At 70.3% G+C, this 14,020-nt stretch carries 13 protein-coding genes; 5 read left to right on the plus strand and 8 right to left on the minus strand.

Going from position 1 to position 14,020, the window contains the following annotated elements; translation table 11 throughout:
- Positions 1-31 precede the first annotated feature (31 nt).
- Positions 32-1,453 (minus strand): D-alanyl-D-alanine carboxypeptidase/D-alanyl-D-alanine-endopeptidase, encoded by a 1,422-nt coding sequence (gene dacB / locus AB0B91_RS18545; RefSeq protein WP_358320562.1) that lies wholly within the window; start codon positions 1,451-1,453, stop codon positions 32-34.
- Positions 1,454-1,525: 72 nt separating this feature from the next.
- Between dacB and AB0B91_RS18550 the strand changes: the two genes are divergently transcribed.
- A complete protein-coding gene (locus AB0B91_RS18550; RefSeq protein WP_214641977.1) occupies positions 1,526-2,020 on the plus strand; it encodes an inorganic diphosphatase in 495 nt (164 codons plus the stop codon).
- Between the two features lie 48 nt (positions 2,021-2,068).
- Here AB0B91_RS18550 and AB0B91_RS18555 read toward each other — a convergent pair whose 3' ends face one another.
- The 5 genes from AB0B91_RS18555 to AB0B91_RS18575 form a co-directional block, all read right to left on the minus strand.
- Positions 2,069-3,190, minus strand: a complete 1,122-nt coding sequence (locus AB0B91_RS18555; RefSeq protein ID WP_358320565.1) for a C40 family peptidase — start codon at positions 3,188-3,190, stop codon at positions 2,069-2,071.
- 54 nt (positions 3,191-3,244) lie between these two features.
- Entirely contained in the window at positions 3,245-3,916 is a 672-nt protein-coding gene (locus tag AB0B91_RS18560) for a hypothetical protein (protein WP_358320568.1), read from the minus strand.
- A gap of 10 nt (positions 3,917-3,926) precedes the next feature.
- Positions 3,927-5,369, minus strand: a complete 1,443-nt coding sequence (locus AB0B91_RS18565; RefSeq protein WP_358320571.1) for a sigma factor-like helix-turn-helix DNA-binding protein — start codon at positions 5,367-5,369, stop codon at positions 3,927-3,929.
- A gap of 172 nt (positions 5,370-5,541) precedes the next feature.
- On the minus strand, positions 5,542-6,225 hold the full coding sequence (locus AB0B91_RS18570) for a hypothetical protein (protein WP_358320574.1): 684 nt from the start codon (positions 6,223-6,225) through the stop codon (positions 5,542-5,544).
- A gap of 190 nt (positions 6,226-6,415) precedes the next feature.
- On the minus strand, positions 6,416-8,026 hold the full coding sequence (locus AB0B91_RS18575) for an ATP-binding cassette domain-containing protein (protein WP_358320577.1): 1,611 nt from the start codon (positions 8,024-8,026) through the stop codon (positions 6,416-6,418).
- Positions 8,027-8,181: 155 nt separating this feature from the next.
- Here AB0B91_RS18575 and AB0B91_RS18580 point away from each other — a divergent pair, with 155 nt between their 5' ends.
- Complete coding sequence (locus AB0B91_RS18580) at positions 8,182-8,643, plus strand: hypothetical protein (RefSeq protein WP_358320580.1); 462 nt, start codon at positions 8,182-8,184, stop codon at positions 8,641-8,643.
- Positions 8,644-8,809: 166 nt separating this feature from the next.
- Here the strand turns inward: AB0B91_RS18580 and AB0B91_RS18585 are convergent, their stop codons facing one another.
- Positions 8,810-10,282 carry a protein kinase gene (locus AB0B91_RS18585; protein ID WP_358320582.1) on the minus strand — a complete coding sequence of 491 codons (1,473 nt, stop codon included), beginning with the start codon at positions 10,280-10,282 and terminating at the stop codon, positions 8,810-8,812.
- A 177-nt stretch (positions 10,283-10,459) separates the two neighbouring features.
- Between AB0B91_RS18585 and AB0B91_RS18590 the strand changes: the two genes are divergently transcribed.
- From AB0B91_RS18590 to AB0B91_RS18600, 3 genes are read left to right on the plus strand one after another with little or no spacing between them, the layout of a single operon-like run.
- Entirely contained in the window at positions 10,460-11,629 is a 1,170-nt protein-coding gene (locus AB0B91_RS18590; RefSeq protein WP_358320584.1) for a DUF4185 domain-containing protein, read from the plus strand.
- Complete coding sequence (locus AB0B91_RS18595; protein WP_358320587.1) at positions 11,626-12,639, plus strand: DUF4432 family protein; 1,014 nt, start codon at positions 11,626-11,628, stop codon at positions 12,637-12,639. The genes AB0B91_RS18590 and AB0B91_RS18595 overlap by 4 nt, the downstream gene beginning before the upstream one ends.
- On the plus strand, positions 12,636-13,406 hold the full coding sequence (locus AB0B91_RS18600; RefSeq protein WP_219532950.1) for an SDR family oxidoreductase: 771 nt from the start codon (positions 12,636-12,638) through the stop codon (positions 13,404-13,406). Before AB0B91_RS18595 ends, AB0B91_RS18600 begins: the two co-directional genes overlap by 4 nt.
- Here AB0B91_RS18600 and AB0B91_RS18605 read toward each other — a convergent pair.
- Positions 13,395-14,018, minus strand: coding sequence for a DJ-1/PfpI family protein (locus tag AB0B91_RS18605; protein ID WP_358320590.1), 624 nt, complete (start codon positions 14,016-14,018; stop codon positions 13,395-13,397). The two genes, AB0B91_RS18600 and AB0B91_RS18605, sit on opposite strands and share 12 nt — an antisense overlap.
- Positions 14,019-14,020 lie beyond the last annotated feature (2 nt).

Here is a 14,020-nt window from a genome sequence, read left to right on the forward strand (position 1 = left end):
AGCGACTGAGCCGCGATCCGCAGGATCGCCATCAGGACTTTGCGACGATGGCGGCGAGGCGGTCCAGGACCGGCTCGGCGGAGGCTGGTACGCGGTCCGCCAGGAAGGCGAAGGTGACCAGGCGCCCTTCCTTGGTGGTGGCCATGCCGGCCAGGGTGTTGACGTTGTTGAGTGTGCCGGTCTTGGCGCGTACGAGGCCGACCTGGCCCTTGCTGTCGCTGCCGGTGAAGCGCCGGCCGTTGCCGAGCGTGCCGCTGAATCCGGCGATCGGCATGCCGGAGGCGATGGCGTGCAGGTCGGGGTGGGCCGCGGCGGAGGCGGTCGAGATGACCCGGGCCAGCCCGTCGGCGCTGATGCGGTTGCGGGCGGACAGGCCGCTGCCGTCGTGGACCTGGATGCCCTTGGCCGCGCCGAGCCGCTGCAGCACCGCGAGCACGGCCCCGGTCGCGCCCTGGAAGGACGCCGGCTGCCCTTCCTTGATGGCGACGTGCCTGGCCAGTGCCTCGGCCAGGTCGTTGTCGCTGAACGTCAGCGTGTGCTCGACCAGGGCGTAGACCGGCGCCGAGTCGACCCTGCCGAGCTCGGCGGCCCCGGCGGGCGCCTTGCCCGGCCGTACGGACTTGGCGACGCTCACGCCGTACTTGCCCAGGAGTCTGGCGAACGCGGCGGCGGCGTACTGGGGCGGGTTGGAGACGCGCGGCTGCCTCGCGGCCGGGTCGCGCCGGCCCTCGTCGATCGCCAGCGCGTAGACGGGCGCCACTTCGCCGTCGGGCACGTAGCCCGGCTTCCAGCCGGGTGCCAGCGTGGAGCCGGTGAACAGGGAGGCGTCGTAGGAGAGCGTGACCTTGGTGATGCCCTTGGCCTTCAACGCGGCGGCGGTGCGCGAGGCGAGGGTGGCCAGCGACGCCTGCTTGGGGTACTGCAGGGGCTTGGCCGACGGCCCGGCGAGCGTCGGGTCGCCGCCGCCCACCAGCACGATCGAGTTGGCCGACTGCCCCTGCGTCACCCGGGTCGACAGACGCGCGTCGGGGCCGAGCGAGGCCAGCGCGGCCGTGCAGGTGACCAGCTTGGTGGTGGACGCGGGGGTGATGCCGGTGTCGGCGTTGGAGGCGAAGATCTGCTGGCCGGTGGCGGCGTCGATGACCACCGCGCCCACCCGGTCCCCCAGCTCTTTGTCACCCAGGGCATCGGTGAGCTGCTGGGTCAAAGTACGCTTGGCAGCGAGAGGTCCGTCTCCGGCCCTCACCTGGAGCTGGGCCAGCACCGGCCCCGCGGTGATCACGGGGACGGGGGGAGACCCTTCGGGAGACGGTGTCGGCTCGGTCGGTGACGACCCCCTCGTCAACGCGCCCAGACTGAACTCATTGGTCATCGCATAGATGCCGATGACAATGGTCAGCACCTGGAGCATGACGAGTGTGGTCAGCATCACCAACCGCTCGTGCCGCGCCACGTCGCCTGACCTCTCTCCTGGTGTTCGCCTACGAGACATTAACGCCCACTCGGCGTGAGCGGAGGAACCGCGGTGGAGTTCGACGTTGTCGTTGAGATTCCCAAGGGACAACGGAACAAGTACGAAGTGGACCATGAAACCGGTCGCATCAGGCTTGACCGGCTGCTGTTCACCTCCACGCAATACCCCGCCGACTACGGGTTCATCGAGAACACGCTAGGCGAGGACGGCGACCCGCTCGACGCGCTGGTGCTGCTTCAGGAGCCGACCTTTCCCGGCTGTTACATCAGCTGCCGCGCGGTCGGCATGTTCCGGATGACGGATGAGAAGGGCGGAGACGACAAGGTCCTCTGCGTTCCCGCCACCGACCCGCGGATGGAGCACATCCGCGACATCCATCACGTGCCGGAGTTCGACCGGCTGGAGATCCAGCACTTCTTCGAGGTCTACAAGGACCTGGAGCCCGGCAAGTCCGTCGAGGGCGCCAACTGGGTGGGCCGGATGGAGGCCGAGGTCGAGATCAAGCGGTCCTTCCAGCGCGCCAAGGACGAGGGCCACGCCCACTGAGCTGATGGCGATCCTGCGGATCGCGGCTCAGTCACTGGGGCCTGATCGTCACTGGGGCCTGGTGGCGCCCACCAGGTCCCCCCGCCACATCGAGGCGACCCGCACCACGTCGCCGGTCTGCGGCGCGTGCACCATGAGCCCGTCCCCCACGTACATGCCGACGTGGTGGATCGTGTCCGGGTCGTCGGGGACGTAGCCGAAGAACAGCAGGTCGCCGCGGCGCAACTGGTCGAGCGGCACGTGCGGCCCCGAGCTCCACTGGGTGCCGGTCCAGTGGTCGAGGCCGACGCCCGCCTGCTCCCAGGCCCGCATGGTCAGGCCCGAGCAGTCGAAGCTGTCCGGGCCGTCGGCCGCCCACACGTACGGCTTGCCGAGCTGGGTCAGCGCCCAGTTGGCCGCGACGTCGCCCATGAGCGACCCGGACGCGTGCAGGCCGCGGCTGAGCCGCGCCTGCGCCAACGCCGCGGCACGGCGTCTGGCCAGCAGGTCCGCGTGGGTGCGCGCGGCGTCGACCCGCCGCCGCCACGTCGCCTGCTCGGTTTTCAGCTCCCTGGTCTCCTGCTGCTGCGCGGCGACGGCCGTCTCCGCGGCGATCTTGGCCTGCCTGGCGCGCTCGGACGCGGCCTCCTGCTCGGCGTACGCGTGGGCCGCCTGGCTGCGCAGGATGGCGGAGACCTCCTGGGCGTCACGCATCCGGTCGAGCACGATGCCGCGCTCGCCGCCGAGCTCCTGCAGGACGCTCGCCCGGTGCAGGAAGCCGTCGCTGTCTCCGGTGTCGGTCAGCATGCCGAGCATCGGCCTGATCATGTCGAGCCCGCTGTAGCTCTGCACCGCCAGCAGCGCCACGGGCGCGCGGGCCTTCTGCACCTCGGCGTCGGCCAGCTCCAGCCGTGCCTGCGCCTGCTCGCGGGCCTGCTGGGCGTGCCGGAGGTTGACGAGCTCACCGTTGTACGCCTCCACCAGCCGCTCCGCCCCCGCCGCCAGGTCATCGAGCCGCGACTCGGCCTCGGCGAGCCGCGCGCTCGCCGTCCCCAGTTCCTTGGTCCGCTCCCGTACGGTGTGACGAGCCTGTATCACCTTCCGTCGGGAAGGCCCGGGAGCAGCGTCGGCCGGCGGGCACAGGGTGACGAACAGGCAGACGACCATGAGTCCGGCTCTTATGGCGTGCATAGTGCACACAGTTCCCGTCCGTCACTCTGTGTAACCCTGACCTCTTTCGTAACATCAGCCCCGCAACCGGAACAGGCGCTCTATCCACGGCCGGACACCCGCCGGGACCGGGCCCGTCCCTCGCGGATAGGTGAACACCGGCGTCTGCGTCCCATAGGCGGCGTGCAGCTCGGCCGCCCGGCACCAGTCGGCGCCCGCCCGGGCCACGGCCCAGGCCGCCGCGATGGCCGGGCGCGACTCCGGGTGCCGGTCGAAGGTCTGGTAAAGGGTCATCGTGGCGGCGGCGGCCACCGACCCGTCACCGGGGTAGGCGGTGCCCGCCAGGTAGGGGGCGGCGACCCGGCCGCCGTGGCAGGTGCCGAGCGCCCAGGTCCAGTTGGCGAGCACCAGGCCGAGCACGGGCTCCGGCACCGCGGCCGCGGCGCCGTACAAGCGCTCCTGGCGCTGGCCGGTCAGGCGGCGTGAGGTCCAGAGCCAGCCGAGCTCGGCGGCCGGCCCGGACGGCGGCTCGCTCCCCGACAGCCAGGACAGGACGGCGAGGCCGCGGGCGGTGCGCAGGCGGCAGAGTTCGAGGATGTCGCGGAGCATGCGGGGGCCCTGGTCGAGCCAGGTGGGCCAGGCGATGTGGTGGCTCCTGGCCATCAGCTCGGCCAGGTTCTCGCTGACCGGTAGAGGGCAGACCCGGCAGCCCAGTTGGGGGTCCTCGCGCAGTTGGTACAACTCCATGTGGGAGGGCTCAGCCGGCCGGGACGACGGCGGGTGCGGTCGGCGTCTGTGCCGGTGCGACGGTCGGCGTGGCGATCGGTGTGGCGACCGGCGTCTGGGTCGGTGGCGCGGCGGGGGTCGGGGTGTCGGTGGGGCAGGGCGTGCGCCTGGGGTGGTGTCCCTTGTCCGGGTGGTCGCCGGGCCGTTTGTCCGGCTGCCGCTCCGGCCGCGTGTCCGGGTGCTTGTCCGGCTCTTGCGCGGGCTCGGCGGACTGGTGGTCGGGCGTGGGGGTGCCCGTGAGCTGAGGCTTGGTCTGGTCCTTGGCGGTCTCGGTGGCCTCTCGGGTCTCTGGCGTGCTTCGGGCGGGCGAGGTGGGGCCGGTGGCCGGCGTCGTCGGGGTGAGGGTTCCCAGCGGGACCGTGACCGTACTGTCCAGGATGGGTTCGACGATGATCGGCACGTCCCGAGGCGCGGAGTGCCAGGGCAGCCTGATGGCGGGCGGCTCGCCCGGCGCGGGGAAGGCGGCGGACGCGATGCCCGGCACCCCGCCGTCGACCCGGCCGAACTGCTGGAAGATCACCACTATCGCCACCACGGTCGCGACTGCCGCCATCGCGCCAGCCAGCGCCTGAGGCCACTTCCGAGAGTGCCGCGCCGTGGCAACGGGAAATCCGGCGGCGTCGAGCGCCCCCGACCGCCTGGCCACGTAACGGCGATAGGGCAGCAGCTCCGGGTCGGCGAAGCAGCTCATCACCCTGACCCCGAGCGACTCCGGCAGCGGGACGCGGGGCAGCAGCTCGAACACCTTGGCCGCCGACACCTGGCGGGTGCGGTGCGGGGAGCAGGTCAGGCAGCGCGGGAGGTGGCCGATCAACTGGGCGCGCATCTCGGCGGTCAGCTCGCCGGAGAAGCCGGTCAGGATGCCGGCCCGTCGCGGGCAGTCGTAGGGGCCCTTCCTGGCCAGGATCTCCGCCGTGATCGCGTCGCGCAGCCGTTCGCGCGCCTCCTCGTGCGCCGCCTCGACGTGGCGCGCCGCCGTCCCCAGCACCGCGGCGAGCTCCGGCGTGGACAGCTCGTGCGCGGCGGACAGCTCCAGCACCTCACGGTCGCCGGGGCGCAGGCTCTGGATCGCGTTCCAGGCCATGATGCGCAGGTCGGCGTCGGCCGCGTCGTCGAGTGGCGGCGCCTGCGCCAGTGCCTCGTCGGCGCCCGGCGGCTCGGCCATCCGCCGGCGCAGGCATTCGGCGCGGGCCAGGGCGTACAGCCATGGGCGCAGGCGGCCGGGATCCACCAGGGAGCCGGCGTGGGCCTCCGCCGCGATCATCGTGTCGCGGAGCGCCACCTGGGCACCGTCGGAGCTGAGGAGAAGGGACCAGCAGTATCTGTGGATGCCCTCGGCGTAGGCGTCGTAGAGCGCGGCGAGGGCGCCCGGGGCGCGGGCGCGGAGTGACTCGACCAGGGCGCGGTCATTCATATGACCGAAGGTAATGGATTGGTAACTTGTAGTTCTACCGATTCTGCGGGAATGGCAGCGCTTGTCGTCGGCTACTTCACCAGAAAGCCCGCGTATTCAGCGCTGCCAGCCTGCGTCGAATGGCCGCTCCGCCCGATTTATCGGCTTATTTGATTGATATTTTATGAGCCATTCACTGCTGGTGCTCGGCCATGGCCTGGCTGCCGCGGTCCACGGCGAACGGTTCGGTGGTCGGCTTGACCGTGTGCACCGGCACCGCGCCGCCCAGCGCCAGATCCTCGAAGGGACGGCCGGTCGAACCCCAGGTCCGGGCCGTCACCTCGGTCTTGGCCACCTCGCTGCCCGCGGGGAGCCCGCCGACCGTCAGGATGAAACGCGGCGGGCTGCCCGCCTTCACGTCGTCGACGAACGTACTGCCGCCGCCGAGCAGTTTGCCCGCCTTGTCGCGCAGCAACACGTTGACCACGAGACTGCTGGCAGAAAGCTGATAGGGATTTCCGACATAGCCGGTGATGAGATAAGAATGGTCCTTTTGTCGGAGCGTCTGCACCCGCGAAACGGGAAACTCCTTGAACGCCGACGCGATGCGGGCGGCCGGCCGCCACTGGGCGGGGCGATACTCGATCGTCACCTTGGCCGGCTTCTGGGCCGCGTTGACCTGGCCGGTGAAGGCCAGCGAGCCACCCGGCGGCACGGCGTCGAGCGACTGGTCCATCCGGACCACCTCGGCGCCGGCGGCGTCACGGCCGATGACCGTCGCCACCACGTGTTCGCCGAAGTGCCATGGATTGACGTTGTTGAGGACTCCTGCCCAGTTCACGGCGTAGCCGTCGGAGGACTTGACGATGTTGGCCACCTGCTCCTTGAGGGCGAGCGGCTTGAGCTGTTGTACTGGCGATTCCTCGCTCGAGCACCCGGCTAGGCAGATCGCCCCGAGTGCGAGGAGGCTGACGGTTCGGCTACGCGGGATCACTTTGCCGTAATAACCGGTCTATGGGCACGGCAGAGACGGGACACGCGCCTGCCGTACCAACTCTTTAACGCATTCAACGAGGGCGTACGACCCTGGCCTCATCCCAAACCGGCTCGGCGGACTCGTAAACGGTGCCATCCGCGCCGAACACCAGGAAGCGATCGAAATCCGCGGCGAACCAGCGGTCGTGCGTGACCGCCACCACCGTGCCCTCGAACGCGTCCAGGCCCACCTGGAGTGCTTCGGCGCTGGCCAGGTCGAGGTTGTCGGTCGGCTCGTCGAGCAGCAGGAGCGTCGCGCCGGACAGCTCCAGCAGCAGGATCTGCAACCGCGCCTGCTGACCGCCCGAGAGCGTGTCGAACCGCTGCTCGGCGATCAGCCCGGCCAGCTCGTAGCGGGCCAGGATCTTCATGGCCTCGTTCTTCAGCCTGGCGTGCTCGGTCATGACGATCTCCACCGGCGTGCGGGCGCGCAGGTCGGGCCGGGCGTGCGTCTGGGCGAAGTGGCCCGGGACCACGCGGGCGCCGAGCCTGGCGACGCCGGAGTGGCCGATCGGCTCGTCCGCGAGCAGCCGCAGGAAGTGGGACTTGCCCGAGCCGTTGGAGCCGAGCACCGCGATGCGCTCGCCGTACCAGACCTCGAGGTCGAAGGGCCGCATCAGGCCGGTCAGTTCCAGTCCCTCGCAGATGACGGCGCGCTTGCCGGTGCGGCCGCCTTTGAGGCGCATCTTGATGTTCTGGTCGGCGGGGGCCTCCTCGGGCGGGCCCGCCTCCTCGAACTTACGCAGCCGCGTCTGGGCCGCGTGGTAGGCGGCGGCCATGCCGTCGTTGTATCTGGCCTTGTTCTTCAGCATGATGACCAGGGCCTTGATCTTGGCGTGCTCCTCGTCCCAGCGCCGGCGGAGCTCGTCGAGGCGCTCGTTGCGGGTCTTGCGGGCCTCGGCGTACGTGGCGAACCCGCCACCATGGATCCAGATATTTCCGGACTCGACGGTGACAATGCGATCGGCCGCGTTGGCCAGCAACTGCCGGTCGTGGCTGACCAGCAGGACCGTCTTGGACGTCTCCCTGAGCGCCTGTTCCAGCCACTCCTTGCCCGGCACGTCGAGGTAGTTGTCGGGCTCGTCGAGCAGCAGCGTCTGGTCCGGCCCGCGGAGCAGCGCTTCGAGCACGAGCCGCTTCTGCTCGCCGCCGGACAACGTCGCCACATCCCGATATTTCACGTTGTCGTACGGCGCGCCGAGCGCGGCCACCGTACACGTGTCCCAGAGCACCTCGATGTCATAGCCACCGGCGTCGGTGTAGTCGGTGATGGCCTGCGCGTAGCGCATCTGCGCCTTCTCGTCGTCGCGCTCCATCATCATCAACTCGGCCCGGTCCAGCCGCTCGGCCGCCTGCCGCACGGCCGGCGGCGCGACGCTGAGCAGCAGGTCGTGCACCGTGCTCCCGTCACGCACGCTGCCGATGAACTGCCGCATCACCCCCAGCCCGCCGGAACTCGCCACACTGCCCGCGACCGGCTGCAGATCCCCGGCGACCAGCCGCATCAGCGTGGTCTTGCCCGCGCCGTTGGGCCCGACGAGCGCGGCCTTGACGCCTTCGCCGATCCTGAAGGACACGTCGTTGAGCAGCGGCCGCCCATCGGGCAGCACGTATGTCAGATGTCCCACTTCGACGTGCGCCACGGCGATTCCCTTCGCATACCTCCGGGCAGGCTACCTATCCAGAACTCCGAAGGGCACCTCCTTTTCCACGCCCGGCTTCTCGTAACCAGTGAATTGGGCTCGCCACAAAGATGTCGCCCACCAAACGTCTGAACTACTTCAGATATGCTGTTCCCATGGCGACGAAGAGTTTTCCTTACAGCGCCTTCCTGCGCGGCCCCTCGAAGATCCTCCCCTCACTCGACCACGCCGACGTGATCCTTGAGCGGCGCGACGAGGAGAACCTCATCTTGATGCGTGCGGAGCGTTTCGAGGCGGGGACGGCCAGCCTTCGCATCGCCGCCCGTGCGCTGGCCATCGTCGCGCGTCGCAACGTCGGCCTCGCCGAGGAGGTTCTTACCGAGGAGCTCCCCTGGGTCACCTGGCTGCCCGACGCCGAGCGCCGTGAATGCGTACGCGAACTCCTCGACCACCTGATCGCGGGAGCGGACACGGGGGAGTTGCTGCCGTTCGGACGCGCCCTGACCTCCTGGCGATCCACTGCCGTGGTCTGGAGCGATCCGCAACTCGCCCGCGAGCTCCTGGGCCCCTTCCCCGGTGACGGGCCAGACGTCCCTCGTCCGACTGGCGAGTCATGATGGCAGGACGAGGTGATGATGTTCCCCGGCCGCCGGGTCTGGTACGCGATCGACGACGAGAGTCGCACCCTGTAGATCACCCGTGCCGGGACTGGGCACCCGAAGCAGACCGACTCACGGCGTGGCCGATGAGGAGCATCGCTCGCACGGCGAATCGGCAGCCTGGCTAACTTTTCTTGCCGTTGCCGTGGACCTTGACGGGCTTGGCCGGTTTGGCTTTGGCCAGTTTGGCGGCCTTCTTGGCGGCGGCCTTCTGGGCCTTCTTCAGGGCGGCGGCAGCCTTGCCGGAGGAGGTGGCCGGGCGGACGGCGGGTTGTTCGGGTCCGTCGGAGGTGTCGGGGAGTCGGTTGCGGGACACGTTCTGGACCTGCGGGATGCCGGTCAGGTCGAATGCCGGGTGGGCGGCGACCTTGGCGGGGGTGGTTTGGGTGGGTGCGACGGGGTCGGCGATGGGAGTGACGGTGGGGGCGGCGTTCCACCAGGAGCCGGTGGCGACGACGCTGGCGAACAGGGCGGCGATGACGGCCGCCTCGCGCCAGCGCACGGCGATCAGCCGCCGCGCCGCCTTCAGCCGCCGCACCTTCCCTTGCCGGCGTACCGCCTTCAGCGATGGCGCGGTCTTCGGCGGTCGCCCCTCCTTTAACCGACCCACCTCCTTTAACCGACCCACCTCCTTTAACCGACCCACCTCCTTCAGCCGGGTCGCCGCCGTCAGCCGGCGCTCTGCCGTCAGCCGACGCGCCGCCCTCAGGCTTCCCATCGCCTCGGCCTCGGGGTGCCAGTACGCGTCGGGGTATGCGGGTGAGGTAGGTCGTGGCTCGGTCAGGGCGGCCACGCGCAGCAGTTGTTCGTGGACGCGGTCGGCGTCGCTGCGCTGGGTGGGGTCCTTGTCCAGCAGGCCGGCGATGATCGGGGCCAGTGGCCCGGCTCGGTGGTACGGAGCGGGCGGGCCGGTCAGCACCGCGGTCAGCGTGGCCGCCTCGGTGCTGTGGTCGAAGGGGGCTCGGCCCTCGGCGGCCGCGTACAAGGTGGCGCCCAGCGACCACAGATCGGCCGCCGGGGTGGAGGGGCCGCCGCTGGCCCGCTCAGGAGCTATGTAGGCGGGGGTGCCGACGACCATGCCCGTCCGGGTGACGTGGGACTCCTCGTCGACGGTGGTGGCCAGGCCGAAGTCGGTCAGGACCGCGTGCTCGTCGTCGGTGAGCAGGATGTTGGCGGGCTTGATGTCGCGGTGCAGGACGCCGGCGGCGTGGGCGGCGCGCAGGGCGTCCAGCAGTTCCAGGGCGATGCGGGTGACGGTGGCCACGGGGAGCGGGCCCTGCTCGGCGATCACCTGGGCGAGGCTGCGGGCGGGGATGAGTTGCAGCACGATCCAGGGGCGTTCGTCGACCAGCACCACGTCGTAGATGGCGGCGATGTGCGGATGGCTCAGCCGGGCGGCGATGCGGGCCTCCCGCATGGTCCGGCCGGCCAGTTCTTCGTGCCGCGGGCCGGAGAGTATGACCTCTTTGACCGCGACCTCGCGATCCAGGAGCTCGTCGTGGGCCCGCCAGACCTTGCCCATGGCACCCCGGCCCAGCTCGGACAGTAACCGGTAGCGCCCGGCCAGGAGCCATCCCTCATAGCGCGCAATGGACATGGCACCGGCCTACCCGATCATCATCGCCTCATGCCATCGGAAGCCGCGAAACCTCGCAAACCACGACAACAGTCTGGTCACTTCCGCAACATTCCGATCAGTGCACGGTGAGCCTCTGGACACCAAGTGATCAAATGACTAGAACTGTAGGCGTACCCCCCTCCCTTAGGACGTGTGATGACGCGATTCCGGTCCGCCCTCATCCCCCTCGCCATCGGATTACTGAGCCTCTCCGCCGTGCCCCAGCAGGCGCTGGCCGCACCGCCCAAACCGGTGCCGTCCGTCGCCGCCGCCACGCCGCAGCAGGTGACCACCCGCGCCGCGTGCGCGCCGACAGTGCGGGGCGCGTCCGTCGACGCCAGGCTGACCAGCCTGTTCACCGCGTACGGCAACGACAACAGCCGCGTCGACGACTGGACCGGTGCCGACGGCACCTACTCGTTGAAGCTGCCCAACGGGCGTGAGGTGTGGATCTTCTCCGACACCTTCCTGGGCAGGATCAACGCCGACGGCAGCCGTCCGCCGGTGGTCGGGGAGGGCGGCGACACCGTCTTCCTGAACAACTCCTTCGCCGTGGAGAGCGCCGGCAAGCTGTCCACGATCCACGCCGGCACCACCGCGCAGCCGACCGCGGTGATGCCGCCGCGCGACCAGAACCACTGGTACTGGGCCGGAGACGGCACCGTGGCGGGCGGCATCGTGGAGGTGACCTACCAGGAGTACGAGCGGTACGGCACCGGCGCGTGGGACTGGCGCTGGCACCGGAACGTGCTGGCCAGGTTCGCGCCGAGCCGGCTCGACCAGCCGCTCAGCGTGACCGACCTGCCGTCGTCGGCCGGCGTGTCGTGGGCCTCCGGCATTCTCAAGGACGGCGGCTACACCTACGTTTACGGGGTGGAGGACCTCGGCTCGCCCAAGTACATGCACATCGCGAGGGTGTACGGCCAGAGCCTGCTCGGCCAGTGGCAGTACCTCAAGGCCGACGGCACCTGGTCGGCGAACGAGGCCGACTCGGCCCGGATCATGAGCGGCGTGGCCAACGAGTACAGCGTCACCAAGGTCGGCAACGCCTACGTGCTGATCACGCATGACACGACCGAGGTGCTGAGCTCGCACATCGTGGCCTACACCTCGTGCTCGCCGTTCGGGCCGTTCACCGGCAAGCAGGCCGTCTACACCACCCCCGAGACCAACGGGAACATCTTCACCTACAACGCCCACGCGCACCCCGACGTGTCCGGCAAGGGGCTCGTGGTCTCCTACAACGTCAACAGCTTCGTCAACACCGACCACTACCGGGACTCGTCGATCTACCGGCCGCGCTTCATCGACGTGACGTTCGGGTGAGCACGCGGAACTGGGCGGCACGCCTGCGGCCCGTCGTGATCGACGGGCTGCGGGCGGTCGTGTTGGAGAACGAGCGGCTCCGGGTGACCGTCGTGCCCGACAAGGGCGGCGACGTCATCGAATTCCTGCACAAGCCAACCGACACCGACTTCGTGTGGCTCTCCCCGCAGGGGCTGCGCAATCCGCACGATCACCTGCAGGGTGCCGCGGACGACGTCGCCCAGTTCATCGACCACTACGAGGGCGGCTGGCAGGAGATCTTCCCCAGCGGCGGCGCGCCCAGCGAGTACCGAGGCGCCCGGCTGGCGCAGCACGGGGAGGTCGCCGGGCTGCCGTGGCAGGCCGAGATCGTGGCCGACTCCGAGCAGGAGGTCGCGGTACGGCTGAGCGTGCGCACCCGGCGCCTGCCGTACCGGGTGGAGAAGACGTTCCGGCTGGCGGCGGGGTCGGCCGCGCTGGAGATCGAGGGACGCGTGACCAACGAGTCCGGCGTCGAGCTGCACGCCATGTGGGGGCAGCACATCGTGTACGGCCGGCCGTTCCTGAAGCCGGGTGCCCGCATCCGGCTGCCCGAGGGCGTGACGGTCATCCCGCACGAGAGCGCCATCAACCCGCTCGGCCGCCGGGTCAGCGCGGGCGGGCCGTGGACGTGGCCCATGGTGCCCGCCGACGGCGGCGGCGAGACGGATCTCAGCGTGGTGCCGGAGCGCGGGTCGCCGAGCGACGTCGTCTACCTCACCGGATTTACCGAAGGTTGGTACGAAATTTCCGGTGATGTTGGCATGCGGGTGGAGTGGGATGCCTCCGTTCTGCCGTATCTGTGGATGTGGCAGGAGGTCGGCGCGACCACCGATTATCCCTGGTGGGGCCGGGCTTACACGGTCGGGCTCGAACCGTTCTCCAGCATGCCCACCAACGGCCTGGCCGAGGCGGTGGCGAACGGCACCGCGCTTACCCTGGGCCCGCACGAGACGAAGGTGCTGAGGTTGCGCGCGGAGGTATTGGCGTGAGTGAGTTCGACGGCAAAGTGGCCCTGGTGACGGGCGGTTCGATGGGCATCGGGCGGGCGGTGGTCGACCGGCTGGCCGACGGCGGGGCGTCCGTGGTGTTCTGCGGGGTGGACAAGGAGGCGGTGCTCGACAGCGAGCACGTGACCGGGCGGGTGGCGGACGTACGGCGGGCGGGCGACATGCGGGACCTGGTCGACCTGGCCGTGGCCAGGTACGGCGGGCTCGACATCGTGGTGACGTGCGCGGGCGTCCAGCGCTACGGCACGGTCGAGGACACGCCGGAGGACGTCTGGGACGAGGTGCTCGACATCAACCTCAAGGGCGTCTACCTGGCCTGCAAGGCCGCCATCCCCAGGATGCGGGCGCGCGGCGGCGGCTCGATCGTGGTGATGTCGTCGGTGCAGGCGTTCGCCTCGCAGGCGCAGGTGGCCGCCTACACCGCCAGCAAGTCCGCGCTGAACGGGCTGACCAGAGCGATGGCGCTCGACCACGCGGCCGACGGCATCCGGGTGAACGTGGTCTGTCCCGGCTCGGTGGACACGCCGATGCTGCGCTGGGCGGCCGATCTGTGGCGCGGGAAGCTGTCGCAGGAGGAGCAGGTCGCGGAGTGGGGCCGGGCGCACCCCCTCGGCCGGGTGGGCCGGCCGGAGGAGGTGGCGGAACTGGTGGCGTTCCTGGCCGGGCCGCGCTCGTCGTTCATCACGGGCGCCGAGCACCGGGTGGACGGCGGCCTGCTCGCCCGCAACCCGGCCGCGCTACCCGAATAGAGCCATCGCCCGCTCCAGGGTGCCCTCGGGAGCCGTCTTCAGCGAGCCGGCGTTGAACGGCGGCTCCGGGTCGTACTCCATCAGCAGTTGAACGGCCTCGGCCGTCTCCACGTCGCTCGCCCGGGCGAGCAGCGTCAGGCCCATGTCGATCCCGGCGGACACCCCGGCGGCCGTCACCACCGTGCCGTCGACGACCACGCGCTCGCTCACCGGCTCCGCCCCGTACTCGGTCAGCTGGTCGAGCACCGCCCAGTGGCTGGTCGCCTTGCGCCCCTCCAGCAGGCCCGCGGCGCCGAGCAACAGTGAACCGCTGCAGACCGAGGTCGTCCACCGCGCCTGCCTGGCCGCCGCGGCGATCCAGCCGACGAGCGCCTGGTCCGACAGCGCGGCGAACGTGCCGAACCCGCCCGGGACCAGCACCACGTCCGGGTCCGGCAGCTCCGCGTACGTCGCGGTCGCCGTGATCGTCAGGGTGCCGCGGTCGTCGTCGACGGGCCCACGTTCCGCGGCGACGAACGTGACCTTGACACCGGGCGCGTAGGCCAAGGTCGTGTACGGCCCGACGGCGTCGAGCGCGGTGAAGCCGTCGTACAGGGGGATCGCGACATGCATGA

This window comes from Nonomuraea sp. NPDC049141 (assembly GCF_040648415.1).
Taxonomy (GTDB): Bacteria; Actinomycetota; Actinomycetes; order Streptosporangiales; family Streptosporangiaceae; genus Nonomuraea.